This is a genomic window from Spirosoma luteum DSM 19990, assembly GCF_000374065.1.
Classification (GTDB): domain Bacteria; phylum Bacteroidota; class Bacteroidia; order Cytophagales; family Spirosomataceae; genus Spirosoma; species Spirosoma luteum.
The window spans coordinates 1-26568 of record NZ_KB893258.1; the positions used below are offsets into that span (position 1 = coordinate 1).

The window sequence follows — 26568 nt, forward strand, 5'->3', positions numbered from 1 at the left end:
GAAGGTCAACTTTTCGTTTGCGTTTGAGATTAAAAAAAGGCGAAATTGCGGCCCATTGAGGGTCGGTCAGTGGCTCCCACTGTTTGGTCATTACTTTGCATTTTGGTCGATACAAAGTTGACACGATTCTCAATCCTCTTCAATTCCCAAACACGTTCTAAAGACCATTCAAGATCTGCGTTTTCAGGTAGAATGTGTTCAATTGTAGCAGGACTTTCTTCGTAATCTATATCTGTTTGGTTCAAATGATTTTCCAGAGCAAATAAAATATATCTTGCTAGTTTTCTACTTCTTCCTTTTGTCTTAATCGACAAGGTTGAAAAATCATTCTCAAAGTCTAAATCTTTTACATATAGAGGTTTTAACTCCTGAGATATACTGTTTGCGTTTTTACATTCACCACGACTTATCTTTATTGCTGTTTGGCTGTAGTATTGCTCTTTAGGATTAGTATTTAGACCACTAACCACCGTGTATCTAAAAGTTATAATGCTGACCATCCGAAGAACTTTTAAGAACTCTTCTGTATTAAGATTATTATGAGCTGCTAATAGTAAAGGAAGACTTTGACGCTCTTTGAACAATTCAAGTTCCTTTATTTTTTTTCGTGCTTCTCTCAGACCAATCCAGTATGGATCTGAAGAATTAATTAATGCAATATAAATTTGAGCATCTTTTTCAAGATCTTCTAGTAATATAATAACTTCAATAGATGTTTTTACCGTTTCTTTAACGGCTCTAAATAAATACTCTTGCCTAATTAGCTTTTGCTTTGATATCCAATAATGGCGTAGAAAAGCTGGAAATGTGTCGAGACCTACGGTATCTACAATCCTCTGCCATTTTTCCTTGACATGAACCAAATCTGTTCGAGTAGAAACGGAAAAGAGATAATTTTTCAGTAAGTCTGTTACAGTTAAATCGACACCACGGGAATTTAACGTTTCAAAAACTGTATAAGCACTAACCTCATTTTCTACTACAATTTGTATGAACATGAGCCTCTCGGCTACCCTTTTATTCAGAAACGTTGCGATCTGTTCCCCATTGAGATTCTTATCGAAATGTTTTTGTAAAGTTGTTCTAAAAAAATTGTAGGATCTCCACAGTAGTTTATCAGAATCTCTCAATGTTCTTTCATTAATTGGTGGCCTGAAAATCATTAAGTGAGATTGGTAAAAGCTATTGTTATTTTCATTTAACGATAATTTCTCGGAGTAAGTTAAAGATGCTGGATCTTTATCTCCTAAAAATTTGTTGCTCAAAATTTTTATTCTTTCCTCATTTTTCTCCTTCTCAATGTCATTATTAACTAAATCTTGGATAAGCCTTATTGTAGCTAAAGCTATGATACTTAAAGTAGCCAGTCTTTGTTGTCCATCAATAATAGTGTATTTTTTATCACCTTGATTTTGTAGTACAATTGAACCCATGTAGTGTATAGAGTCATTGTCTGTTATAGATACTATATCACTCCACAAGTCTTCCCAATGATCTTCTTTCCATGAGTAATCTCTTTGATACGATGGAACTTGGTAGATCTTGCCGTTGCCAATAATATCGCTGAAACTTACAGTGCTAGTATCTAATAAATTATTAACTGCCATGATTTCTAAGGCTAATAATGTCATACATACATCGCAAATACTTGTGGTGTATGTATGACAAATACTTCATTAACTTGTACTTCGAAAATTACCCTTTCTATCTATTACCCCTTCCTACCGTCACCCCTTTTTCTGCTCTTTCGCCCAACCGTCTTTCAGCGTCACCGTCCGGTTGAAGATGGGCCGTTCAGCCGTTGAATCCGCATCGAGGACGAAGTACCCCTTGCGCATGAACTGGAAGTTGGATTGTGACCCCGACCGGGCGGCTTCTACCAGCGCCGGTTCCACAAAAGCACGTATTACTTCCAGGGAAGTAGGATTTAATAACTCACCAAGTTCGCGTTCATCAGCCGCCGGGTTCTCGACCGAGAAAAGCCGGTCATATAAACGTACTTCCGCTTCGATGGCGTGAGGAACCGACACCCAGTGAATGGTGCCTTTTACGTTGATACCCGATGTATCCGAACCGCTCCGGCTTTCGGGGATGTAGGTGCAGCGGAGTTCGATAATTTCGCCCGCGTCGTCCTTCACCACCTCCTCACATTTGATGATATAGGCACCTTTCAGCCGAACCATACCGCCCGGAAACAGGCGGAAGAATTTCTTCGGCGGATTCTCCATAAAATCGTCCCGCTCGATGTACACTTCGCGGCTGAAGGGCACTTCACGCTCACCAGCATCGGGGTCTTCGGGGTTGTTTTCAATCCGCATCATCTCTTCCCGACCCACCTCATAATTGGTCAGGACGAGTTTCAACGGCCTGGCGTCGGGCTGGCCATCCGTCAGTACGGCCATGACCCGGTGGGTCGTTTTGTTAAGTTCCTCGCGGATACAGAATTCCAGCAGACCAACGTCAATCATGTTGTCCCGTTTGGCAATGCCGATCCGGTCGGCAAACTGACGGATGCTGGCGGGTGTGTACCCCCGGCGCCGAAGTCCAGCAATGGTGGGCATGCGGGGGTCGTCCCATCCGTTCACGTGGCCCTCTTCAACCAACAGCCTGAGCTTCCGTTTGCTCATCACCGTGTAGGTGAGGTTAAGCCGCGCAAATTCAATTTGGCGGGAGGGGAAAATAGCCAGTTTGTCGATAAACCAGTCATACAGCGGGCGGTGAACTTCGAACTCCAGCGTACAGAGCGAATGGGTGATGCGCTCGATGCTGTCCGACTGCCCGTGGGCAAAATCATACATCGGATAAATGCACCAGGTGTCGCCCGTACGGTGGTGGTGGGCGTGCCTGATCCGGTAAATAATCGGGTCGCGCAACTGCATGTTGGGCGAAGCCATATCCACTTTGGCCCGCAGCACTTTAGCCCCGTCGGGATACGCCCCCGCCTTCATCTGCCGAAACATATCGAGGTTTTCGTCCACCGACCGGTCGCGGTATATGTTCATCAAACCCGGCTCGGTGGGCGTCCCTTTCTGGGCCGCTATCTCCTCCGGGGTCGAATCGTCAACGTAGGCTAACCCTTTCTGAATCAGTGTTTCGGCGAAGGCGTACAGCTGGTCGAAGTAGTCCGATGCGTAAAATTCATTCTCCCACTCGAAGCCCAGCCAGCGCACATCGTTCTTAATGGAATCGACGTATTCGGTATCTTCCGTAACGGGGTTGGTATCATCGAAGCGGAGATTGGTTTGTCCGCCGTATTCGTCGGCCAGACCGAAATTCAGGCAGATGGATTTGGCGTGGCCAATATGGAGGTAGCCATTCGGTTCGGGCGGAAAGCGCGTGTGGACACGTCCGTCGTTTTTACCGGCCGCCAGGTCTGCTTCCACAATTTGTTCGATAAAATTGCGGGAGGTACCGGTGGGGGTAGACTCACTATTTGTCCCCTCTGATTCTTTATGTAGGTCGGTCATGTTGCTTTCAAACAGATAAACAGACCGAAAATTACGGCCTTTGCCCCGCTTTGGCAAACCAGTCACCCACAAAGCCAGTACGGAGACGATAATTGCTCCTTAGAAAGATGTAGCCATTTTTTTTGATTACCGGCTGGATAAAGACGGAAATAGGATGTAAAAAATAAAGTTTTGCGTAATCCCCTGCTGACTGCCGGATTTGTCAGGTTTTTACATCAAGGAGAGCGTGTAGAATTACTCAAGTAGTTCAGGCACAGTGTGTAAAATCTTGGCCGGGAGCGAACAAAACAGGTACCTACACGAGTTGTGGCATAGTACACGCTGTTGACTATCCCGCCCTAGTATCCTTACCGGACATTGTTCAATGGCGTTTTGGGGCTTATCGCAAATGAAAAAAACGTTACTATACCTTCTGTTTTTGCCTGGTCTGTTTGGGGCAATGGATGGATTGGCGCAGAAGACTACCGATTCACTGGCCAAACAAGCCTACCTGACCGATTGTATTCAGTACGCATTGGCGCACCGGCCACTGGTCAGGCAGTCGATCATCGACCAGGAAATTGCCGAACGTACCGTGCAGAGTGCCCTGGCGGCCTGGTATCCGCAGCTTGGTGCTGGCTATAACCTACAGCATTACCTGAAACAACCCGTCACTATTTTTCCCGATCCCACCACCGGCGAACCCGTTCCCCGCGTAATTGGGGCTAGAAACACCTCGACGGCATCCCTCTCGCTAACCCAAAGCGTATTCAGCCGCGACCTGCTGCTGGCCAGCCGGACGGCCGATACCTACCGGGTACAGGCCAGTCAGACAACCGTGAGAAACAAAATCGATGTGGTGGTGAACGTCAGTAAAGCGTTTTACGACCTGGTTTTGACCCAGCGGCAGGTGGACATTCTTACCGAAGATATTACCCGGCTACAGCGCAGTTTGCAGGATGCTACCAACCAGTATCAGAGTGGTATCGTGGATAAAACGGACCCGCAGCGGGCTAAAATTGCGCTCAATAACAGTCGCGCCCAGCAAAAGCAGTACCGCGACCTTATCGGGGCCAAATACCAGACCCTGAAACAGCTGATGGGTTACCCGCCCAACGACATTCTGCACGTAACCTACGATACGCTCCAGCTGGTGAATGAAATTGCACTGGATACAAACCAGCGGGTCAATCCCAGAAACCGAATCGAATACCAGCTTCTGCTCAGTCAGGGGCGGTTGCTGGAAGCTAACGTGCGTTACAACCGGTGGGCGTATCTGCCGACGGTGTCGGCATTCGGAAACTATAACCTGCTGTATCAGAATAACGCATTCGGGCAGCTTTTCGCCCAGACGTTCCCTAACTCACTGATTGGTCTGTCGGTCGCCCTACCCATCTTTCAGGGCGGTCGTCGTATTCAGCAAACCAAAATAGCAGAGTTACAGGTGCAGCGGTTAACCTGGGATGAAGCCGAGCTGACCAGTGCGGTCGATGCCGAATATGCCCAGGCACTGGCTAATTACAAAGGGAATCTGGCTGCTTATCAGGCACTGAACGAAAACCTGGCACTGGCCGAGGATGTGTACCGGATTATCAATCTGCAATACCGGAACGGTATCAAAACGTACCTGGACGTGACCATTGCCGAAGCCGACCTCCGCACCGCGCGCATCAACGTGTTCAACGCCCTCTATCAGGTGTTGATAAGCAAACTGGATGTGCAGCAGGCACTGGGGGAAATAACGTTTTAAGCTGTTTAACTTTTAATTACTTGCAGTTTGTGGTTTGCCTGTTTGTCGTTCCTCCGGCAGCCGTCAGGTGAAAACGTCAAACCACAAACCACGAACTACGAACTACATAAATGCGATCAATTCTTATATTTATCGGTACAACCCTGTTGCTCACTGCCTGTGGTGACAAGAAAAACGAACAGCAGGGGCCTCCGCCCCCCACACCCGTAACGGCCGTAAAGGTGACGAAAGGCAACGCTACGTATTACGATGAATACCCGGCTACGGTAACGGCCCTGCGTGAAGTAGAAATTCAGCCGCAGGTGTCCGGCAACGTGACGGGTATATTCTTTCAGGATGGTCAGCACGTAAGTAAAGGGCAGAAACTATACACCATCGATGCGCAGCAGTACCGCGCCACGTACGACCAGGCCGTAGCCAACCTGAACGTGCAGAAGGCCAACCTCAACCGCGCCCAGAAAGATGCCAGCCGCTACAACATGCTGGCCTCGCAGGATGCCGTAGCGACGCAACTGGTGGATAATGCCAACGCAACCCTCGAAGCAGTTAAAATGCAGGTTGAAGCCGCTCAGGCTAATATCCGGCAGGTGTCCACCAACCTCAAATACACCACCATTTACGCGCCTATGGATGGCACCATCGGTATTTCGCAGGTGCGGCTTGGCTCGGCCGTGGCGCCCGGTCCTACGCCCATGAACACCATTTCGGCCGATGATCCCATTGCCGCCGATGTACAGGCAGACGCGGCTGATATCGCCCGGTTTACGAAGCTACAGAGTAAGTCCGGTGTTGTGCGTGACTCCACGCTTATGCTCCAGCTGCCCGATGGAAGTCTGTACAAATACCCCGGCTCGGTACGCATCATCGACCGGGCGGTGGACCCCCAAACCGGTACCCTGCGCGTTCGGGTGGCGTTTCCTAACCCCGGCAAAACGCTGAAAGTAGGACTGAACGCCAACATTCGCGTAAAAAACAGCACCGACGAGCCTCAGCTTCTGATTCCGTACAAAGCCGTAACCGAACAGATGAGTGAGTACTTCGTATTCGTTGTGGGCGACAGCAGCAAGGTGACCCAGAAGAAAGTGACCCTCGGCGCGCGTATTCAGGGCAACGTAGTCGTAAAAAACGGCCTCACCGAAGGGCAGACCATCGTAACCGGTGGTACGCAGAAGATTAAGGATGGAAGTAAGGTGAAAATCAGTGAGAAATAATGATGAATGATAAATTATAAATGTCTGCCAGTGTGGGCACTCTACTCATCATTTATCATTCATCATTCATAATTAAAGAAGAACGTGTTCGCAGAAGTATTCATCAACCGGCCTGTAATGGCTATCGTTGTTTCCATTGTCATTGTGGCTTTGGGCGTGCTGGCTCTGCTGAGTCTGCCCGTTAGTCAGTACCCATCCATTACGCCCCCGGTGGTGCAGGTGACGGCCAACTACACCGGGGCCGATGCGCAAACGGTGGAGCAAACCGTGGCTACGCCCATTGAAACGCAGGTGAACGGTACACCCGGACTGGATTACATTCAGACCAACGCTACCAACGACGGCCGGATGACGATGAACGTGACCTTTAAAGTAGGCACCGACGTTGATATTGCGGCCCTCGATGTGCAGAACCGTGCCGGTATTGCCACCCCACAGTTGCCCGAAGCCGTAACCCGGCTGGGCGTAACGGTGCGCAAGCGGAACCCGTCGCTGTTTATGCTGGTGGCCATCTTTTCGCCGAAGGGAACGCACGATGTGTCGTTTACGGATAACTATACCAACATTTACATTCGCGACGCGCTGCTGCGGGTGCCGGGGGTGGGCGATATCTTTAGCCGGGCCGACGATTTTAGCATGCGTATCTGGCTCAAACCCGACCGCCTGGCTCAGCTTGGCCTGACCGTCGATGAGGTGCTGGCAGCTTTGCAGGAGCAGAATCTGCAGATTGCCGGTGGGTCGGTGGGTGGACCGCCCCAACCCAGTTCGCAGGCCTTTGAATACAGTGTCTTTACCAATAGCCAGCTCACCAAAGAGGAAGATTTCAGAAACATCGTGGTCCGGTCCAATCCGTCACTGGGGGCATTGGTGCACCTGAGCGATGTGGCACGGGTGCAGTTGGGCAAGTTTTCGTACGCCAGCAACTCGTTTGTGGACGGTAAGCGGGCCTCCTACCTGCTGGTGTATCAACTCCCCGGCAGCAACGCGCTGGAAACGGCCAAAGGGGTGTACGAAACGATGGACCGGCTGAAAAAAACCTTCCCGCCCGATGTGGATTATGTGGTACCGTTCGAATCGGTGTCGGTTATTCAGGTGTCGATTGAGGAAGTAGTCATAACGCTGCTCGAAGCACTGGTGCTGGTCATTTTAGTGGTGTTTCTGTTTCTGCAAAGCTGGCGGGCTACGCTCATAACACTGCTGGCCATTCCGGTATCCATCATCGGTACGTTTGCCCTGTTTGTGCCGCTGGGTTTTACCATCAACAACCTCACACTTTTTGCCTTCGTACTGGCCATCGGTATTGTGGTGGATGATGCCATTGTCGTGGTGGAAGCCGTGCAGGCCAACATCGACAAAGGCCAGTCGCCCCGCGATGCGACGCTGTCGGCCATGCGCGAAATTTCGGCCCCGGTTATTGCCATTGCTCTCATTCTGGCGGCTGTATTCGTACCGGTGGGCTTTATTCCCGGTATTGTGGGCCGACTGTATCAGCAATTTGCCATTACCATTGCCGTATCGGTGCTGATTTCGGCTTTTGTGGCCCTCTCGCTCACCCCCGCACTCTGCACACTGATGCTGCGCCCGATGCACATCGACGAAAAAGCGACCGGGCTAAATAAGTTTTTCTACAAATTCAACCAGTGGTTTGGGCGGATGACGGACTCCTACTCGAACGGGGTCCGGCGACTGATTAAGGCTACCCCCCTGGTCATTGTCGGGCTGGTGGTGGTGTACATCGGCACGGGGATGCTGTTTCGGGCCAAACCGACCGGCTTCATCCCAACGGAAGACGAAGGCCGTATTTTTGTGACCTACGAAATTCCCGAAGCGGCCTCAACGGCGCGGAGTCTGGAGGTATTGACGGAGATGATGGCTATCCTCAAAAAGCAGCCTTACGTGGCGCACTTCACGGCGCTGGGCGGGTTGAATGCCATTACGTTCGCGTCTAAATCGAACAGTGGTACGGTGTTCATTCAGCTAAAACCGTGGGACGAACGCACCGGCGAAGGCATGCAGGCCGACTCGCTGGTGCCGAAACTGCAACGCGCGTTTGCGGGCCTGACCGATGCAAAGATACAGGCCATCCTGCCCCCCGCCATTCCGGGTCTGGGGCAGAGTTCGGGCTTTACCTTCGAGATTCAGCAGCGCGAAACGCAGGACGATGTACAGGCGTTTGAGGGCGTAGTGAGAAACTTCCTCACCGAGCTCAACCAACGACCCGAAATTGGCCGGGCCTATTCGTACTTCACGGCGCAGTCGCCCGCTTACCGGGTGGACCTGGACCGGGAGCAGGCCAAAAAGCTGGGCCTGAACGTGGCCAATGTTTACCAGACCATCCAGACGCTGCTGGGCAGTCGCTACGTTAATGATTTCATTATTTACGGCCGTAAATTCCGGGTGGTGGCGCAGGCGGACACGATGTACCGGGATGATATCAAAAAGCTAAACCAGTTTTACGTGCGTAACGCGGGCGGGCAGTTAATTCCGCTGAGCAGCGTGGTGAAAACGACGGTTATAGAGAATGCTCCCCTTATCTCGCACTTCAACCTGTTCCGGTCGGTGGAGATTAATGGGTCGGCCAAACCGGGTTTCAGCAGTAGTCAGGCCAACGATGCGCTGATAGAGGTAGCGGCCAAGGTGCTGCCTGCCGGGTACGCCTACGATTTTGGGGGGCTGAGCCGTGAGGAAATCAACGCAGGCAACAGTTCCATCTTCATTTTTGCCCTGAGCATCACCTTTGTATTCCTGTTTCTGGCGGCCCTGTACGAAAGCTGGTCGGTTCCATTCTCGGTGTTGCTGTCGGTACCCATTGGGGCGCTGGGAGCCATCCTCGCCCTCACGCTATTTCCGTACCTGAGTAACAACGTGTACGCGCAGATTGGCCTCATCACGCTCATCGGGCTGGCCGCCAAGAACGCCATCCTGATTGTTGAATTTGCCAAAGAACGCGTCGATAAAGGAGAGGACCTGCTCGAATCGACCATTGAAGCGGTCCGGTTGCGGCTTCGTCCGATTCTGATGACCTCGCTGGCGTTTATTCTGGGCGTGGTGCCGCTGGCTATCGCTACGGGAGCCGGGGGAGTGGCCCGGGCCACCATTGGCCGCACGGTGCTGGGCGGTATGCTGGCGGCTACCTCACTGGCTATCTTCGTTGTGCCCGTACTGTATGTGGGCATCACCCGGCTGGCCTATGGCAAGAAAGGTCTGGAAGCGTTGAAAAAGAAAGGTAAGAAAAAGGAGAAGGAGGAAAGTGTAGCGGTGTAACTGTACTCCATACCACTATTTAAAACAGAAGCTCCTCCAAACCAGCTGGTTTGGAGGAGCTTCTGTTTTAAATAGCCTTGACCACCGTATTAGGTGATAGTCGATTTCTTCTAAACCGGGTGCACAGGCTGTTTAAGGTAAACCGCATTGCGACGGAGAAAGGCTGGCCTGTATGAAATGTAGTACTTACCCTGCTTACGTTCCTGTCGGCATTCGCCTGGCATGCCCGTTTCCTCACTCTCCATAATCAGCACCCAACTACCAAAGCCTACGCGGGTTAAACGGGACAGGTAGTATCAATAAGGCTTTCACAATAAACCGTTAAAACGCTATGAACACAATGGATGAACTAATGATCCACACAATTCAGGATCTGTATTCGGCTGAACAACAAGCCCTGGAAGCGATGCCTCAACTGGCCCAGCGCGTACAAAACGATCAACTCCGGGAGGCCTTCCAGCGCCACCAGCGGGAAACGGAAGACCAGGTTTCCCGGCTGGAACAGATTGCTCAGCAATTGGGCATTGATCCCGAAGGGGAAACGTGTATGGCTATGCAGGGGCTAATTGAGGAAGCCCAGGACTTACTGGGTCAACTGGACGACGGACCCGTTGCCGATGCGGCCATTATTGGGGCTGCCCAGAAGATGGAACACTACGAGATTGCCTCGTACGGAACCGCCCGAACCCTGGCCGCGCAGGCCGGTCAAACGCAGATTGCCGATCTGCTGCAGACTACCCTTCAGGAGGAGAAAGCAACCGACGAAAAACTAACCACTATTGCTACGCAGTCAGTGAATCAGCAGGCGGCTCAGGAGTAAACCAGTTGTGCTGGTTTACCGGGAGTGCTATCTGCTTTTCTTATTGCTGGCCTTACTAGCAGGATGATGGACGCTACGTTTGATTTGATTTTAAGTGCGTGCCCGTTGCTGGGTATCGATCCTGGAAATAAAACGAGTGCTGAGCTGGAAGTACTCGTCTGGAAAGCAATGTATAAGCGGCTGGCTTCCCATGTCGAGCAAATGCAGGCGGCTTACGAACGGATTTTGCTGGGGGAGTACAATCCAGCGGTTGAGCATTACCAGTTTGAACTGGATGTAGCATTTTTAACCGATCATTTTCTGAGTCGACGACCTTTTGATCTGCTCGAGTTCCTCCGCGCAAATCAACAGTTACGTGCCTGCTAGATCCACGTTGGCAGCGCGTTTAAACAGCATACTGGAGCAGGAAATGCGTGTTTAACTAGTGTATTCAGCAAAGGTCTGCCAATGGCAGACCTTTGCTGGTATTAATCCACGCTGTTTGCGTTAGCCTTGGTTTGCTTCTTCTTAGCTGAATCGCTCTTCTCCGTGGTTTTCTTCGTGGAGCGCTGTCGACTGCCCGATTTGCCAGCCTGCCCTTCTTCCTGCTGGTTTTTATGGCTGTTGCCTCCGCTGATTTGCGGGGAGTAGTACTTAATACCTATGTTCATTGCCGTAAGGATTTGTTCCTTATTTACTGTGTCCCGATTTGCTTCCTCCCGTCGAACCACCCGCACTTCGGCTCCCTTTCGACGAACTTTTGTGGGAGGTGGAACTGCGCCCATTTCCTTTGCTGCCGTGGCCCGTGCCATTGTCCTGATTGCCGGTAATGCGTTGGCCTTCGTATTCTTTTTCGACTTTCTCCAGTGTTTTATCTGCCATTTTATTGCGTGTTTAAGAAATTGTTTACGTTGATTTAGCGGAAAAACTAAAGCCATTGGCTACTGTTCTGAAGGCGGTTTAGGAATGAGGTTCTGGCCCCGCCGAAGGGATTCAGTCAATCCGTATTTTTAGTACGCTGCCAGTTAGGGGGTACTCAGCCCGTTGCTGGCTGGAAGCTCCCTGCCGGGCGCTGGTCACAAATCGGGTTAATACGGGCGGATGGTATTTTTGCAGGGGCTGAAAAATTCAGCCGGAAACGGAGAGACTACGTGTAACTCGACAACCCTGCTTAATCGTCCAGGCCCATCACCGCGGCATCGTATTCATTAGTCCGTTCTCCGTCGCCCGACAGGCCACCGGCCAGGCCATCTGCCCCCAGAATTGTAGAATCATCCTTGCTATCTGTTGTTTCGTTGGCCTCCGTATCCATGATATGCTGCGCAGCAACCGCATTGTCATTGTCGCTCAGGGCCGCCGTACCTTGTGGTGCGTCTATGGTATGTTCCTCGGCAGCAGCCTCGTTATTTAAACGGCTGCCGGTTGGTTCTGCCGTCTGGTCCGGATTGGGTTGTCTGCTCGTTGATGTCATGATGATCGTTGGTTTGTGTTTTAGCCTGAATAGTTTATCAGGCCTAACTCCGGTTGGGCCGAAAAGGAATAAAGCGGGCTCCGAAAGTGAGGATTGGGGCCCTATCCTGAGGGGCGTGGCAGGATGGATGAACTGACTACGCCGGACCATTCCCTCATTAGGCGTATGGCTGGTTACGCTCAATTAAATTGGTTGTGGGCTAAACCAATCTCCAGAAGCCATAATGCCTGGCCAGTGGCAGCCCACAGGCAATGCTGAACAACCCTCCCAACAACCTAAAGGAATCAATCCGGGTTGTATGCCTGTTTAGTCAACTTTTCACCTATGTATACAATGGCCATCCACGGCGGCTCGGGAACCATTAACCGAACCGAAATTACCCCGGAAGAGGAAAGCGCCTTTCGGGTCGGACTGGAAGCGGCACTCAATGCGGGGTATGCGGTATTAAAGCAGGGCGGCAGTGCGCTCGATGCCGTAGAACAGGCCGTTCGGAGCCTGGAAGACAATGAACGCTTCAACGCGGGTAAAGGCGCGGTTTTTTCGGCCAGTGGCCGGCACGAACTGGATGCTTCCATCATGTGTGGCCAGACGCTGAACGCCGGCGCCGTGGCCGGCGTCACCAATGTCCGCAACCCCATTTCCCTGGCCAGGGCCGTTATGGAGCAATCGGAGAACGTCTTTCTGCTGGGAAGCGGGGCCGAAGACTTTGCCCGGGACCAGAAGTTGCCCATTGAGCCGGATGAGTACTTCTTTACTGAACTCCGTTATCAGCAGCTTGCCGAAGCGCAGCAGGCCAATAAAACGCAGAAAACGCAGCTGGACCACAGCAAGCGGAACACCGGCAAAGGAACGGTTGGTGCCGTAGCGCTCGACCAGCACGGCAATCTGGCCGCGGCCACCTCCACCGGCGGGTTAACCAATAAAAAATACGGACGCGTGGGCGATACCCCCGTTATCGGCGCTGGTACCTACGCCAATAATGAAACCTGCGCGGTGTCGTGCACGGGCTACGGGGAGTTTTTTATCCGGTCGGTGGTAGCCTATGATATTTCCTGCCTGATGGCCTACAAAGGGTTGTCGCTGAAAGAAGCCTGTGCCTACGTTGTACAGGATAAGCTGAACGTAATGGGTGGGGAAGGGGGTTTGATTGCTGTTGACCGGGCCGGGAATGTCGAACTGCCCTTCAACTCAGAGGGGATGTACCGGGCCTGGCGTAACCAGATGGGCCAGGGCGAGGTGGCCATCTTTGCCTGAGTATTACGAAAACTTTTTGTTGCGCAGGGTGAAGTTGTTCCCGTGGCTAAGCACGTGCACCAGTAGATTCTCGATGAAAATATCGTGCTTGACCTGCGCTACGGTGAGGTTCGCTTCTTTGAGGCTGCGCCCATCAATGAGCGTAACCAGGCCAGAACCAATGGCTTCGAGTTTGTTGCCTTTGCGGATAATAATGCCGGTATCTTCTTCCAGGCCGATACCGATGTGGGTTGGGTTTTGCGCTACGGCGAAGGCCAGGCGTCGAAAACGGCCCCGTACCATAAAATGAGTATCAATGATGGCATCATGCACCAGCGCCAGGCCGGGCAGTAAGTCGACATCCGGTTGTTGTGTGTTCTCGTCCGCACGCGGGTAAATCATCAGGTCCGACATCGCCATGGCCCCGGCACTGGTTCCGGCAATGACGATGTGTTCCTGAACGTAGCGTTCGTGCAGGAGTTGACAAAAGGCGGTATTGCTAAACACGGAGGTTAACAGCAGCTGATCCCCGCCCGAAAACAGAATGCCCCCGCAGGTTCGGATACGGGCCAGTATGTCGGGATGGTCCGCTTCCCGGGGCGACGTAATGTGCATGGGCCGGATGTTGGTATGGCCCAGTTTTTTGAACGCCCGGCTGTATTGATACGCAACGGATTTAGGAATGCTGGAAGCCGTCGTTACGAGTTCCAGACACGCATCGGCATTGTTGATTTCGGCGATGATTCGGTATAAAATGCCCGCGTTAACAAAGGCATGAACGGTATCGTGAACGTGGAGTGGCCTGGTTTTGGCTCCCTTGTCTTCATTTCCGCCAATGGCAATCAGGGTACCTCGTATATGCATGGTGCAGGGGGTTAGGCTGGTTGGGGGAACGTACGGTCATTCGTTGCCGAAAAATGGCCCCGCTATTTAACACACGGCCCGCCTATTGGTTTTATTGTTTTTATAAATCCACAAGTAAACATAAACAAGCATGACAGTACCTAAAGGAAAACTTATTCTTATCGGCGGTGGGGAAGCAAAAGACCCGGATGACAAGGCGGTTTCCAGCGAACTTCGCAAGGTCGACTTTTTTAAACTGGGCATCCTGGCCGAATTCTTAACGGAAGTGAACGGACCAGCGTCCCGAATTGAGGTGATACCCGCAGCTTCGGATATTCCCGATGAGATGGGCGAAAGTTACCGAAAGGCGTTCCGGGAACTGGGCTGTAACCACGTACACGTGCTGCCCATAAACAGCCATAACCAGGCCGACAACCGGGAAAACCTGCAGCGCATTGACAAGGCCGACGGTGTCTACTTTACGGGCGGTGATCAAACAACGCTGGTTGATAAGTTGCTGGATACCGCGCTGCTGGCCCGAATCCACGAACGCTACGAGAACGACGACTTCGTGATTGCGGGTACGAGTGCCGGGGCAGCCGCTATGCCCGCCCTGGCCATCAAGGAAGGGAAAAGTGCGGAGTCCCTGGTTAAAGGCATGGTAGAAACCGAAAAAGGGCTCTCACTACTACCCCAGGCCATCATCGACACCCACTTTATGCAACGCAGCCGCTTTCCCCGGTTAACGGAAGCCCTCATGCGTAATCCCGGCCTGCTGGGCATCGGGCTTTGCACCGACTCCGGCGTTGTTATTTCCCGCGGGGATGTGCTAAGGGCCATTGGCTCCGGGAGTGTCTTTATTATTGATACGGACAACGTACGGGATACCAACTACTACGAGGTTCCTGAACTTCAGTCCGTTTACGTGAATGGCCTGCGCGTCAACGTACTGGCTAAAGGGGCGTCGTACTACCTGAAAGACCGGCTCTTTACACGAACGGAAGAAAAAGGTTTTTCCTGATGCCAACAGCAGACTGATTGGCAGGATTGGAGTTCATCCTTACTCCGGCCAATCAGCCTGCTCTTCATTGGGCGTCAGTTGGCTGCTTACAGGAGCAGTTCGGGGTGCAGCTCCGCCGTTTCTTCCAGTTGTTTAAACTCACGGACCAGCTCAACCGACCGGTGAATCTGCTCCGTCAGGTGAACAATCAGGGTAGCCACCTGCGCATGCTCAATGGCATAGGTTAAGGCAGTCAGTTCATCGGGTATGACGTGCATGGGTTTCAGTGGGTCAACCTCCCGGACACCCTCCGTGATTAGCCCGGCAATCTGGTCTGTATTCCGGCCCCGGCTGTCTTCATCAAAGCGAATGATGAGCTCATCGAATACCTTACCTGCTACCTTGCCCAGCGTCCGGATGTCCTCATCCCGACGGTCGCCAACGCCGGTTAGAATCCCCACTTTACGCACGGCACCCGCCTGTTTGATGTACTCACCCAAAGCCGTAAGCCCATGCGGATTGTGGGCATAGTCCACCAGGACGCAATAATTCTGGAAGCAGAACAGATTCATTCGGCCGGGGGTGTTCTCAAAGGATGGTACAAATGATTTCAGCCCCTGGGCAATCAGCGCGACCGGTATGTGCTGGCAGTAAGCCGCCAGCACAGCCGCCAGGATATTCTCGATCATAAACGGCGCTTTGCCCTCAAACGCCAGCGGAATGTCGTTGATGGGCGCCACCCGAATCCGGTCATCACCGTGCCGGAGGACAATGTACCCGTCTTCATAAACAGCCGCCAGCCCTCCGGCGCGGTAATGCGCCACAACGCGTTCGCTGGCTGGGTGCATGCTAAACAGCGCAACCTGACAGGTCAGCCGCTGGCGCATGGCATACGTGTGGTCATTATCCGCGTTCAGAACGGCGTACCCATCCCGCTTCACGCTTTCGGCCACAATGGCTTTCACCCGGGCCATGTCCTCTACAGAATGGATGTCCCGCAGGCCCAGGTGGTCGGCTGCTACGTTGGTCACAACCCCCACATCGCATTGATCGAAGGCCAGACCGGAACGCAGCATCCCCCCGCGTGCGCACTCCAGTACGGCACACTCCACAGAAGAATCCTGAAGTACTTTGCGGGCACTCTGTAGCCCCGTGCAGTCGCCTTCTTCAATGAGCGAATCGCCAATGTAGATACCCTCGGTGGTGGTAAACCCAACTGTAAATCCCGCCTGCCGAATCAGGTACTGCGTGAGCCGGGTAGTGGTGGTTTTGCCGTTCGTCCCCGTAATGGCAATTACCGGAATACGGCCCGGAGTGGATGCTCCCCGCGTGGATTCGTCCAGCCGGTCCACCGGTGCGGTTGATTCGCCCGGCCGGTCCGCCGGTGCGGTGGATTCGCCCGGAGTGGATACTCCCAGCGTGAATCGACCAGCAGTAGGTTCGGGAAAGAGCATAGCTGCTACCGCTTTGCCAACATCACGCGGCTTGCCTTCTGAGGGGTGCGTATGCATGCGCAAACCCGGTCCGGCATTTACTTCAATAACCACGGCTCCCGACTTTTTCAGGGGTTGCGTAATGTCCTGAGCAACTAGGTCGATGCCACAGATATCCAGGCCAATAACCCGGGCGGTCCGTTCGGCCATCGCCCTGATTTCGGGGTGAACCGTGTCCGTTACATCAATGGACGTACCGCCCGTACTCAGATTCGCTGTCTTTTTCAAATACAGCGCCTGGCCCACCGGAAGCACAGAATCAACCGTTAATGCCTGTTCTTTCAGGAGGGTGAGCGTAGCTTCATCAACGACGATTTTGGTCAACAGGTTAACATGACCCTCCCCGCGTCGGCAATCGCAATTGACCTGATCAACAAGCGCCTGAATCGTGGATGAACCGTCGCCAACAACCCGGGCCGGCACCCGAAGCGCCACCGCACACAGTGTGTAGTCAATGACCAGCAGCCGGTAATCATTGCCCGGCACAAACTGCTCGACCAGCACCTGGTCACTATGTCCCTTTGCCATCCGGAAAGCGGCTGTGAGTGCTTCGGTGGTTTGGATATTGGTGGTTACACCCCGGCCGTGGTTGCCATCCAGTGGTTTAACGACCAATGGAAAGGACAATCGACGGAGCACGTCCTGCAAGTCAGTTTCGGTCTGGATCACTTCTCCGTCGGGTACCGGAATAGTGGCATTGCCTAGTCGGCGTTTGGTTTCACTTTTATCGGCCGCCAGCTCAACGGCAATGCTGCTGGTCTGGCTGGTTACGGCAGCCTGTATACGCTTCTGCCGGGCTCCGTACCCAAGCTGAACGGTTGAGTCGGCGTCGAGCCGGAGGTAAGGAATGCCTTTCTGGACGCAGGCCGTGACAATGGCCGACGTGCTGGGACCCAACCGATATTTTTCATACAGTTGATGGAGGTAGTCGATATCCGCCTGCAAATCATACTCTTTGGCATCAATGAGCGCCTGAGCGATGGCAACAGCACACCGGGCGGCATGAAGCCCGGCCCGCTCCTCCTGATAGGCAAAAACCACATTGTACACGCCATAGTCGCCGGTGCTTCGGGTGCGGCCAAACCCACAGTCCATACCCGCCAACGACTGAATTTCCAGGGCGATATGTTCAATAATGTGGCCCATCCAGGTCCCCTGCTCCACCCGGTGAAAAAAGCCCCCCGGCCGCCCTTCCGAGCATTCATGCGTATACAGACTGGGCATGAGCGCCCGCAGGCGGTGGTAGAAGCCGTCGATTTTGTGGGAAGGACGTTCTTCCAGTTCTTCTAAATCTAACCGCATCACGATTAGATTATGACGCTTGATGGACCAGTAGTTTGGCCCCTTCAAGGCACGGATGTCTATAATTTTCATAGTTGATAGAGCCGTTAAACCAGCTTAACCGGCCGTTTGAGACCGCGTTGACTGTACTGGATACGTTTGTGTTTTTAACTGCTTTTAATTCGTTTTTAGAAAATCCGGTACGCGTAAGTTGATTGATTCTCTGGCAGATGTTGCGTTGAAACGGCAGGCAAATTGAAAAGTTTCAGGAAAAAATGTACGAATGAGCAAGTGGGGCAATCAGGGGCGTGTCGGTTACTTTCGACTGCCCATTTAGCGTCCTATCATCCGTACGGCTGGCCCGCTGAGCGACGTAAACAGCCATTTTTGATGTCCGGTCAGGTACCTGCCCACTCCATTCAGTAAACCTACAATGTAGCTGCCATAGGTAACTCGTCTTTACAGTTAAGCCGGATTATTCGGGTCAGCAGGGTGTGCTACCGAGAGCGGGGCATTGGTTGGGTCGGATTCTAATTCGTCTTTGTATACAGATACCTGATGCTGGAGCTTCTTTCGACGTTTTTTCCTGCCCTTTTTTTTTCTGCCCAATTCATACCTGATTACCTGATCCGGGTCATGCGGTAGGCGCGTAAGCAGACCCGCCCCAATCAATAAGACAATCAGTCCCCAGAGTACTTGTATGCTTGGATCCATACGATGTTAGCTGTTAACAGATTATTACCTACACCAACGTCACAATTCGCGCTAAACGCACGGACAGCTAACGCGTGCAAACGGGCAGTAGGCCGATGTATTCATTGTGTTGTGAGGAAATGGCCCTCAAAAACCGGCCCTGTTCACCCCAATGCCCTTTCCCTCACTTATTTTCCGGCGCCATCACCAATCAACTCGGCCGGGTAGTTACTAAACACGGCTGGATGGTCTAAGAGGCTGTTCAACCTTGTTTAGTAACTCTCTGAAACGGTATGAAAATTCTGTTTAGTACGCGTGGCCTGGCCAGTGGTTTTGCCCCGCACATCAGCGTTGATCGCTACCGGTCCATGGCCCGGTTCCGACGGGCAGGCAGCCTGACGAGTTTATTTTCTAAAGGATAGCTGGATGAAGCGGACCCGGCATAACATAGGACTACTTATTCTGCTGGCAGCCCTTTGTATGGGTGGCCTATTAGCCTATAGCCTTACTGAGTATAAGGCTTTATTTGAGTCGGTTTTCAACTGGCTTGATACATTGAAATAGGCGCGCAGGGGAAACCCATTGAACGGATACGACGCAGTCAATGCGATGCACTGGAAAACTAACCCGCGGAAAACAGCCCGATGGGCCAGTCCGGGCGAGCCCCGTAAACCACCGCTGCTGGCCGTTGCCTTATTAACCGGCTGGCTTGCCGGGTACAGCTAACCCCCTACGAGTTTTCCTATACAGGTGCAACCCTTACCGCCACAAGGCATAGCGATCCATGCCTTGTGGCAGAATGGTCCATTACATATGTATTTAGTTACCAATGAATTACCAACTCAACAACCGATCAATTGGCGTAAGCTTTCCCGGAACAGATTACGCCCAGGTGGAAGTGTGGGCTCCACTGGTCAAACACGTGGCCCTGAAAATATATGGGCAGCCCGCAGCCATCCCGTTGAAAAAGGAAGTGCTGGGGTACTGGCGTCTTACTACAGACCAGCTAAACCCGGGCGATTTATACACGTTTTTACTGGATGGCCGGCAGGATTACCCGGACCCGGTTTCGCTCTGCCAGCCGCGGGGGGTGCATGGACCTTCTGAGGCAATTGACACGGCATCGTTTGCCTGGAGTGACCAGAACTGGGTGAACCCACCCCTTCACCAGTACCTGCTCTATGAACTGCACACCGGCACCTTTACGTCCGAGGGTACCTTCCAGGCGCTGGAAAGCAAACTGGATTATCTGAAGGCAATGGGCATCAATGCCATTGAAATCATGCCAGTGGCCCAATTTTCGGGTTCCCGCAACTGGGGTTACGATGGCGTCTACACGTATGCCGTGCAGAACTCCTACGGGGGCGCCAGGGGCCTGCAACACCTGATCAATGCCTGCCACGAGAAGGGCATTGCCGTAGTGCTCGACGTCGTGTATAATCACTTTGGGCCCGAAGGGAATTACCAGAGCAAGTTTGGTCCGTACCTGACGGATAAATATTGTACACCCTGGGGCAAGGCCGTTAATTTCGACGATGCCTGGTGCGATGGCGTCCGGCGGTTTGTCATTGAAAATGCCCTCATGTGGTTTCGGGATTTTCACGTGGATGCCCTGCGACTGGATGCGGTTCACGCCATTAAAGATTTCAGTCCGGTCCACATCCTGGAGGAGCTGCGGGGAGCGGTTGACCAACTCATGGACGTGACCGGACGGCGTCATTACGTCCTGGTAGAAAGTGATCTGAACGACCCCCGGTACATCAAGTCGCGGGCGGCATCGGGCTACGGCATGGATGCGCAGTGGATGGATGAGTTTCACCACGCCCTGCGGGTGGCAATTGGGGAAGAGAAAAAAGGATATTACGCTGACTTTGAAGGAGTTACGCACCTGGCAAAAGCGTACCAGGATGGCTATGTGTACGATGGGCAGTTCTCGCCCGTTCGCCAGAAACTATTTGGGCTTAAAGCCGAGCATAATCCGGGCGAGCAGTTTATTGTCTTCTCGCAAAACCACGATCAGGTCGGCAATCGCAAGCTGGGCGAACGTTCCAGCGCACTCTACAGTTTTGAGGCCCTCAAACTAATGGCCGGAGCAGTATTGGTCAGCCCATACATCCCGCTGCTGTTCATGGGCGAAGAATGGGCCGAAACCAATCCGTTTTTATACTTTGTCAGTCATTCCGAACCAGACCTGGTGGAAGCCGTCCGGCAGGGGCGAAAGGAGGAATTTGCGGCCTTTCATTCCGGTGAAGAGGTGCCCGACCCACAGAGCGAAGAAACCTTTGACCAGGCGAAACTGCCCTGGAATCGGCTGGCCGAAGAGCCCCATAAAACCATGCTCCGGTATTATCAGACCCTGATTGCCCTGCGTCAGCAGCTACCGGCCCTCGCGCAGCTGGACCGTCGGCAGCTAACGGCCGTGGCTAATGAGGAGATGAACACCCTGGTGCTTCACCGCTGGCATGGGGACCAGCATGTGCTGTGTCTGATGAATTTTTCGAAGAACCCCCAAACGCTACAGGTCCCTGCTGTCGGCGAAGACCCCCTGCCCTGGCAAAAGCTGCTCGACTCCGCCGACGCGTGCTGGCAGCCCGGCACCCAGGGGCAACCCCACTCGGCCCCCGATTCTGTAGTAAATGCTGAATCCATCAGGCTACAACCTGAGTCCTTTATTCTTTACGCGCAACACCATGACCAATCCCGTTTCCACCTACCGGATCCAATTTCACCGCGGCTTTACCTTTCGTGATTTCGAGCGTATTATTCCCTACCTGGATGGCCTGGGCGTTCGAACCATTTATGCGTCACCTATAGTAGAGGCTGTGCCGGGTAGTGTTCATGGCTATGATTCAGTCAATCCGCAGCGCATTAATCCCGAAATCGGTACCGAAGCGCAGCTAAAATCGATCAGTGCCCAGCTTACCCGGCGGGGAATGCGCTGGCTTCAGGATATTGTTCCCAACCACATGGCCTTCCACCCGCACAATAGCTGGCTGATGGATGTGCTGGAGAAAGGAACACGTTCCGAATACGCGCCGTTTTTTGACATCGACTGGCACAGCCCTGTCCACGAAGGCCGCCTGATGGTCCCGTTCCTGGGCGCTCCGCTGAACGAGGTTATTGACCAGGGCGACCTGGCCGTTGATTACCAGAACGGCAGGTTCGTTATTACCTATTTTGAAACGGCTTATCCGCTGCACCTGCGCTCCTACGCCACCATTCTGACGGCCGACCCCAGAGGGCCCTCTGGGAACATTCAGACACTGCTTGACCATATCCGTCAGGTGCAGAAACTCCGCAAGCCAGCTACCTACGCCCAGCAAAGCGCCGAGTGCCAGCAGGCGCTGGCCAACCTGACGAAGGACGCTGCGGGTAAGGCGTACATCAGGCGCTGCCTAAACGCGGTCAACACCGACCCGGCCTGTATCCGGCAAATTGCCGATGAGCAGGCTTACCGATTGTGTTATCACGCAGAAACCAACGAGCGCATTAATTATCGCCGGTTTTTCACCGTTAATTCGCTCATCTGTCTGAACATCCAGGACCCGGCTGTTTTTGAGGCCGTGCATCAACTCCCAAAGGCGCTGCTGGAAGCGGGTATTTTTCACGGGCTGCGGGTCGATCATATCGATGGGCTGTATGACCCCCGCCAATACCTGGAGCGACTGCGGAAACTGGCGGGCGACGACGCCTATATCGTGGTGGAGAAGATCCTGCAAAACGACGAAGCGCTGCCGGCAGACTGGCCCGTGCAGGGCACAACTGGGTACGGTTACCTGTCTATGGTCAATAACCTGTTTACCCGCACCAGCAGCGGGGTGGCCTTTACCCGGTTTTATCGGTCCCTGCTGGGGGAGCACGTGGCGGTCCGTCAGGAGCTGCACGACAAGAAGGCGTATATTCTCTTCCAGCACATGAACGGGGAGCTGGATAACCTGGTGGCCCTTTCCCGGTCATTAAACCTGATGGATGAGCATAGGCTGGCGGAGGTGTCGCCGGAGAGGTGGAAAGCCGCCATTGGTGAATTTTTGGTTCAGTGCCCTGTGTATCGGTACTACGGGAACCAGTTTCCACTGGGCCAGACGGAAACAACCGCGATGCAGATGATTTTCGACCGGATCAAAAAAAAGAAAAAAAGCCTGACCGCTGCCATTGACCTGCTGGATGAACTTATCCTGCAGCAACCCCAGGCGGGCAATAGGGAGTACAACAAACGGGCGCTGCGTTTCTACCAGCGCTGTATGCAGTTTACCGGTCCGCTCATGGCCAAGGGCGTTGAAGATACGCTCATGTACACCTATAACCGCTTTATTGGCCACGATGAAGTAGGCGACTCGCCCGACTATTTTGGGTTAACGGTGGAAGAGTTTCACCAGAAGATGATGGACCGGCAGCAGCACTGGCCCCTGGCCCTCAATGCTACCTCTACCCACGACACCAAGCGGGGCGAAGATGTGCGAAGCCGACTCAATGTGCTGACGGACCTGACCGATGAGTGGATTGCCCTGGTGCAGCAGTGGCAGCAGGGCAATAAGCCGCTCAAACAAAAAGACGCCAATGGGGTCGAATCACCCGATGCCAATGACGAGTACTTCATTTACCAGACACTGGTCGGTGCCTTCCCCATGCCGGGCGGGCCGGAAACCAAATCGACGCCGGATGTAGATGCGCCTAGTGTGGACGAGGCCGATTTTCCGGATCGCCTGACGGAGTACCTGCAAAAAGCAATGCGGGAAGCCAAGCGCAACTCCACCTACGATGCGCCGAACGAAGCCTATGAAGAAGCCACCAAAGCGTTTGCGCTACAACTACTGGACAAGAAAAGACCTTTCTGGGAGAGCTTTCAGGCGTTTCACCGGCGGGTAGCCGATTTCGGCATCATCAATTCGCTGGCGCAGGTACTGCTCAAATGTACCTGTCCGGGAGTGCCCGATGTCTACCAGGGCTGCGAAGGCTGGGACCTGAGCCTGGTGGACCCCGATAACCGCCGACCCGTCGATTTTACGCTGCGCCAGCAAGGACTGGAAAATCTGACCGCCACGCAGGCAGAAACGAACTGGTCTGACTTATGGAAAAACCGGTACGACGCCCGCATTAAACTCGGGCTCATCCGCACCCTGCTGGCCGAACGCAACCAGCATCCCGAACTCTTTGCGCAGGGGCAGTATGTTCCCTTGCGGGTGGAGGGGCGCTATAAAAAGCATGTACTGGCCTTTGCCCGACGGTACCAGCAGACCTGGTACGTGATAGCGGTGCCGCTGGGCGTTGCCCACTTGTGTAGAAAGCAAACAGACGATGTAAGCAGCATCGCGTGGAACGATACCCGCGTAATATTACCCCCCGAAGCCCCCGACAGGTGGCAGAATCGGTTGCTGAACACCGAAGGCAGGGCAACCGAAGGAGGGATTGCCGTGGCTGATTTATTCACAAACGTACCCCTGGCGGTACTCCGCCTGGAAAAACTACCTACCGAACGCGGGGCCGGTATCCTGCTGCCGATTACCGCGCTGCCCGCCCCGTTTGGCATCGGCGATTTTGGTCCCCAGGCCACGGCCTTTGCGGATTTTCTGAGCCGCAGCAGGCAAACCTACTGGCAGGTATTACCCCTGAACCCCGTGGGCGCCGAGTGCGGGTATTCGCCCTACAGCGCTACCTCCAGTATGGCGGGGAACCCGCTGCTGATTAGCCCCGATCTGCTGGTTCAGGACGGGCTACTGGACGAAGCAGAGCTGGCCGCCTACCGGCAGCCGCCGACTCCCCATGTTGATTATGATGCCGTTCGTCGGCTCAAACAGGCGTTGCTGGCTAAAGCCTGGCAACGGGCGCAACAGAACCTGCCTACCAGTCAGGAACAGGCTTTCCGCCAGTTCTGCCAGCAGGAAGCCGACTGGCTGGACGATTTTGCCTTGTATGCCGTGTTGAAACAGGCGCACAACGACCAGCCCTGGCACCAGTGGCCCGACGCGTACAAGCTCCGCGAGCCCAACGCATTGGCCACCTTCCGGCGCGGGCAGGAGGACGCCATCCGCCAGGCACAGTGGCAGCAGTTTGTGTTCGATGCGCAGTGGAAAGCCCTGAAAACCTACTGCAATCGGCTGGGTATTCAGCTGTTTGGTGATTTGCCCTTTTACATGAACTACGATTCGGTGGATGTGTGGGCCCATCCGCACTTGTTCAAGCTCGATAACGAAGGGGCCATGACCCACGTAGCCGGTGTGCCCCCCGACTATTTCAATGCCGATGGTCAGCGCTGGGGAATGCCCATTTTTCGGTGGGATACGCTGAAGAAACAACACTACGCCTGGTGGGTACGACGCCTTCGAAAAAATCAGGAACGGTATGACCTGCTTCGGCTGGATCATTTCCGGGCGTTTGCCGGCTACTGGGAAGTACCGGCCAGCGAGCAATCGGCCAAAAACGGGCAGTGGCAGCCCGGGCCGGGTGCCGACTTTTTCCGGACGGTGCAGCGGAAACTGGGCGAACTGCCGTTCGTGGCCGAAGACCTGGGTGAAATTGGTCCCGATGTGTATGCCCTGCGGGATGAATTTGGGTTGCCCGGCATGGGGGTGCTTCAATTCGGTTTTGGCGAAGACATGCCCCAGAGCGTTAACAGCGTCCATCATCATACGCCCCATTCGGTTGCCTATACCGGCACCCATGATAACAACACCAGCCGCGGCTGGTATCGGCAGGATACGGACAAAGAACAGGTGCGCCAGTTGGAGCGCTACGTGGGGCATGCGGTCGGGGAAGCGGATGTGCACGTCGTGCTGGCCCGTATGGCCTACGGCTCCGTAGCGAACACCGTGATTCTGCCACTACCCGATGTACTTGGGCTGGATGAATCGGCGCGGTTGAATACGCCGGCGACATCCGCCAGCAACTGGACCTGGCGACTGCTGCCGGAGCAGCTCAGTCCGGCTATTGAGCACCAACTTCGGGAATGGACAACGGTATACGACCGGTAGCTACCGGATTTAAACACTAACTATAGACAATGATAAAAATTGGCTATCACGCATCGCACGAACAATTCAAACCCAGTACCTTACTCGGGTATGTGCAACGGGCCCAGGAGGCAGGTTTCACCGCGGCTTCTTCTTCCGATCATTTTCTCCCCTGGAGTAACCGGCAGGGCGAAAGTGGTTTTGCCTGGTCGTGGCTGGGGGCGGCCCTGCAGGCTACCTCGCTATCTTTCGGCGTTGTTAACGCGCCCGGCCAGCGCTACCACCCGGCCATTATAGCCCAGGCGGCTGCTACGCTGGCCGAGATGTTTCCGGAGCGGTTCTGGATGGCAGTGGGGACCGGGCAATTTCTGAATGAGCACATTACCGGGGAGAAGTGGCCCAGCAAAGCCGACCGGAACGCCCGTTTGGCCGAATGTGTCGCTATTATGCGGGCTTTATGGGATGGGCAGACCGTTACCCATAAGGGACTCGTTACCGTTGATGAAGCTACCCTCTACACCCGGCCTGCGGTAAAGCCCCTGTTGTTTGGTGCGGCCGTAACCCCTCAGACCGCCGGATGGGTAGGCAGCTGGGCCGACGGGCTACTGACCATTTCGCAGCCGCATGACCAACTGCGGGAGGTGGTAGCCGCTTTCCGGCGGGGTGGGGGAGCCGGTAAGCCCATGCACCTGAAAGTGCAGCTTTCGTACGGAAAAACGGAGGAGATAGCCCGTAAGGGCGCATACGATCAATGGCGGGCCAATATTTTTCCGAACCAGGTACTGACCGACCTGCGCCTGCCGGAACAGTTCGATCAGCTCGGGACGCTGGTTAACCTGCAGGAAGTTGATAAGATGATCCATATCTCGGCGGATACGGGTCAACACCTGGCCTGGCTCCAGGAATATATTGACCTGGGCTTCGAACAGCTCCTGCTGCACAATGTCAATCTGGAGCACGAGCGGTTTATTGATGATTTTGGCCAGGCTGTACTGCCGTCCCTATTGCGGCAGGGAGCCTATGCAGTTCCGGGGTAAGCAACCCCGGAACTGCATAGGCTCAAAAACAACCTTTACCAACTAGGCTGACCCGATTAGCCCGTTGCCTTACAGCTTGATTGCTCAGCGGTATACCGGC

At 53.6% G+C, this 26568-nt stretch carries 18 protein-coding genes and 2 pseudogenes; 11 read left to right on the plus strand and 9 right to left on the minus strand.

Features of this window, described 5'->3' with window-relative positions:
• The 3 genes and pseudogenes from B156_RS32605 to B156_RS0114265 all read right to left on the minus strand — a co-directional run.
• A pseudogene (locus B156_RS32605) lies at positions 1-91 on the minus strand (IS5 family transposase); the annotation flags it as partial.
• A gap of 49 nt (positions 92-140) precedes the next feature.
• Positions 141-1631 (minus strand): annotated as a pseudogene (locus B156_RS29215) (DUF262 domain-containing protein); the annotation flags it as partial.
• 96 nt (positions 1632-1727) lie between these two features.
• A complete protein-coding gene (locus tag B156_RS0114265) occupies positions 1728-3467 on the minus strand; it encodes a glutamine--tRNA ligase/YqeY domain fusion protein (RefSeq protein WP_026260831.1) in 1740 nt (579 codons plus the stop codon).
• 388 nt (positions 3468-3855) lie between these two features.
• Between B156_RS0114265 and B156_RS0114270 the strand changes: the two genes are divergently transcribed.
• The 5 genes from B156_RS0114270 to B156_RS0114290 all read left to right on the plus strand — a co-directional run bounded on the left by B156_RS0114270 (position 3856) and on the right by B156_RS0114290 (position 10857).
• Positions 3856-5196: a TolC family protein gene (locus B156_RS0114270; protein ID WP_026260832.1), complete on the plus strand. Its 1341-nt coding sequence runs from the start codon at positions 3856-3858 to the stop codon at positions 5194-5196.
• A 110-nt stretch (positions 5197-5306) separates the two neighbouring features.
• A complete protein-coding gene (locus tag B156_RS0114275; protein ID WP_018620419.1) occupies positions 5307-6407 on the plus strand; it encodes an efflux RND transporter periplasmic adaptor subunit in 1101 nt (366 codons plus the stop codon).
• 84 nt (positions 6408-6491) lie between these two features.
• The gene (locus tag B156_RS0114280) at positions 6492-9671 is read left to right on the plus strand and encodes an efflux RND transporter permease subunit (protein ID WP_026260833.1); all 3180 of its coding nucleotides are present in this window, start codon (positions 6492-6494) and stop codon (positions 9669-9671) included.
• 340 nt (positions 9672-10011) lie between these two features.
• Positions 10012-10491: a YciE/YciF ferroxidase family protein gene (locus B156_RS0114285; protein ID WP_018620421.1), complete on the plus strand. Its 480-nt coding sequence runs from the start codon at positions 10012-10014 to the stop codon at positions 10489-10491.
• Between the two features lie 63 nt (positions 10492-10554).
• On the plus strand, positions 10555-10857 hold the full coding sequence (locus B156_RS0114290) for a hypothetical protein (RefSeq protein WP_026260834.1): 303 nt from the start codon (positions 10555-10557) through the stop codon (positions 10855-10857).
• A 101-nt stretch (positions 10858-10958) separates the two neighbouring features.
• Here B156_RS0114290 and B156_RS0114295 read toward each other — a convergent pair whose 3' ends face one another.
• The 3 genes from B156_RS0114295 to B156_RS0114300 all read right to left on the minus strand — a co-directional run bounded on the left by B156_RS0114295 (position 10959) and on the right by B156_RS0114300 (position 11941).
• Positions 10959-11141 (minus strand): hypothetical protein, encoded by a 183-nt coding sequence (locus tag B156_RS0114295; RefSeq protein ID WP_026260835.1) that lies wholly within the window; start codon positions 11139-11141, stop codon positions 10959-10961.
• Positions 11142-11160: 19 nt separating this feature from the next.
• Complete coding sequence (locus tag B156_RS30850) at positions 11161-11352, minus strand: hypothetical protein (protein WP_084757749.1); 192 nt, start codon at positions 11350-11352, stop codon at positions 11161-11163.
• 289 nt (positions 11353-11641) lie between these two features.
• On the minus strand, positions 11642-11941 hold the full coding sequence (locus B156_RS0114300) for a hypothetical protein (protein ID WP_018620424.1): 300 nt from the start codon (positions 11939-11941) through the stop codon (positions 11642-11644).
• 324 nt (positions 11942-12265) lie between these two features.
• Here B156_RS0114300 and B156_RS0114305 point away from each other — a divergent pair, with 324 nt between their 5' ends.
• Positions 12266-13195 (plus strand): isoaspartyl peptidase/L-asparaginase family protein, encoded by a 930-nt coding sequence (locus B156_RS0114305; RefSeq protein WP_018620425.1) that lies wholly within the window; start codon positions 12266-12268, stop codon positions 13193-13195.
• A 3-nt stretch (positions 13196-13198) separates the two neighbouring features.
• On the opposite strand, the gene B156_RS0114310 is transcribed toward B156_RS0114305, so the two are convergent.
• The gene (locus B156_RS0114310) at positions 13199-14038 is read right to left on the minus strand and encodes a cyanophycinase (protein WP_018620426.1); all 840 of its coding nucleotides are present in this window, start codon (positions 14036-14038) and stop codon (positions 13199-13201) included.
• 130 nt (positions 14039-14168) lie between these two features.
• On the opposite strand from B156_RS0114310, the gene B156_RS0114315 reads away from it, so the two are divergent.
• Positions 14169-15038: a cyanophycinase gene (locus B156_RS0114315; RefSeq protein WP_018620427.1), complete on the plus strand. Its 870-nt coding sequence runs from the start codon at positions 14169-14171 to the stop codon at positions 15036-15038.
• Positions 15039-15124: 86 nt separating this feature from the next.
• Here B156_RS0114315 and B156_RS0114320 read toward each other — a convergent pair whose 3' ends face one another.
• Positions 15125-17884, minus strand: coding sequence for a cyanophycin synthetase (locus B156_RS0114320; protein WP_018620428.1), 2760 nt, complete (start codon positions 17882-17884; stop codon positions 15125-15127).
• 372 nt (positions 17885-18256) lie between these two features.
• Positions 18257-18505 carry a hypothetical protein gene (locus tag B156_RS0114325; RefSeq protein WP_018620429.1) on the minus strand — a complete coding sequence of 83 codons (249 nt, stop codon included), beginning with the start codon at positions 18503-18505 and terminating at the stop codon, positions 18257-18259.
• Between the two features lie 272 nt (positions 18506-18777).
• Between B156_RS0114325 and B156_RS32400 the strand changes: the two genes are divergently transcribed.
• The 4 genes from B156_RS32400 (at position 18778) to B156_RS0114350 (ending at position 26468) form a co-directional block, all read left to right on the plus strand.
• Entirely contained in the window at positions 18778-18906 is a 129-nt protein-coding gene (locus B156_RS32400; protein WP_018620430.1) for a hypothetical protein, read from the plus strand.
• 407 nt (positions 18907-19313) lie between these two features.
• Positions 19314-21233: a malto-oligosyltrehalose trehalohydrolase gene (gene treZ, locus B156_RS0114340; RefSeq protein ID WP_018620432.1), complete on the plus strand. Its 1920-nt coding sequence runs from the start codon at positions 19314-19316 to the stop codon at positions 21231-21233.
• Positions 21175-25452 (plus strand): malto-oligosyltrehalose synthase, encoded by a 4278-nt coding sequence (gene treY / locus B156_RS0114345; RefSeq protein WP_018620433.1) that lies wholly within the window; start codon positions 21175-21177, stop codon positions 25450-25452. Before treZ ends, treY begins: the two co-directional genes overlap by 59 nt.
• Positions 25453-25481: 29 nt before the next feature.
• Positions 25482-26468 carry a TIGR03885 family FMN-dependent LLM class oxidoreductase gene (locus B156_RS0114350; RefSeq protein WP_018620435.1) on the plus strand — a complete coding sequence of 329 codons (987 nt, stop codon included), beginning with the start codon at positions 25482-25484 and terminating at the stop codon, positions 26466-26468.
• Positions 26469-26568: the final 100 nt, after the last annotated feature.

Excerpts from the sequence above, each read along its gene's own strand:
- B156_RS0114265 (WP_026260831.1), bottom strand. The coding sequence starts at position 3,467 with ATGACCGACCTACATAAAGAATCAGAGGGGACAAATAGTGAGTCTACC.
- B156_RS0114270 (WP_026260832.1), top strand. The coding sequence starts at position 3,856 with ATGAAAAAAACGTTACTATACCTTCTGTTTTTGCCTGGTCTGTTTGGG.
- B156_RS0114275 (WP_018620419.1), top strand. The coding sequence starts at position 5,307 with ATGCGATCAATTCTTATATTTATCGGTACAACCCTGTTGCTCACTGCC.
- B156_RS0114285 (WP_018620421.1), top strand. The coding sequence starts at position 10,012 with ATGGATGAACTAATGATCCACACAATTCAGGATCTGTATTCGGCTGAA.
- B156_RS0114290 (WP_026260834.1), top strand. The coding sequence starts at position 10,555 with ATGATGGACGCTACGTTTGATTTGATTTTAAGTGCGTGCCCGTTGCTG.
- B156_RS0114295 (WP_026260835.1), bottom strand. The coding sequence starts at position 11,141 with ATGAACATAGGTATTAAGTACTACTCCCCGCAAATCAGCGGAGGCAAC.
- B156_RS30850 (WP_084757749.1), bottom strand. The coding sequence starts at position 11,352 with ATGGCAGATAAAACACTGGAGAAAGTCGAAAAAGAATACGAAGGCCAA.
- B156_RS0114300 (WP_018620424.1), bottom strand. The coding sequence starts at position 11,941 with ATGACATCAACGAGCAGACAACCCAATCCGGACCAGACGGCAGAACCA.
- B156_RS0114305 (WP_018620425.1), top strand. The coding sequence starts at position 12,266 with ATGTATACAATGGCCATCCACGGCGGCTCGGGAACCATTAACCGAACC.
- B156_RS0114310 (WP_018620426.1), bottom strand. The coding sequence starts at position 14,038 with ATGCATATACGAGGTACCCTGATTGCCATTGGCGGAAATGAAGACAAG.
- B156_RS0114315 (WP_018620427.1), top strand. The coding sequence starts at position 14,169 with ATGACAGTACCTAAAGGAAAACTTATTCTTATCGGCGGTGGGGAAGCA.
- B156_RS0114320 (WP_018620428.1), bottom strand. The coding sequence starts at position 17,884 with ATGAAAATTATAGACATCCGTGCCTTGAAGGGGCCAAACTACTGGTCC.
- B156_RS0114325 (WP_018620429.1), bottom strand. The coding sequence starts at position 18,505 with ATGGATCCAAGCATACAAGTACTCTGGGGACTGATTGTCTTATTGATT.
- B156_RS32400 (WP_018620430.1), top strand. The coding sequence starts at position 18,778 with ATGAAAATTCTGTTTAGTACGCGTGGCCTGGCCAGTGGTTTTGCCCCG.
- treZ (WP_018620432.1), top strand. The coding sequence starts at position 19,314 with ATGAATTACCAACTCAACAACCGATCAATTGGCGTAAGCTTTCCCGGA.
- treY (WP_018620433.1), top strand. The coding sequence starts at position 21,175 with ATGACCAATCCCGTTTCCACCTACCGGATCCAATTTCACCGCGGCTTT.
- B156_RS0114350 (WP_018620435.1), top strand. The coding sequence starts at position 25,482 with ATGATAAAAATTGGCTATCACGCATCGCACGAACAATTCAAACCCAGT.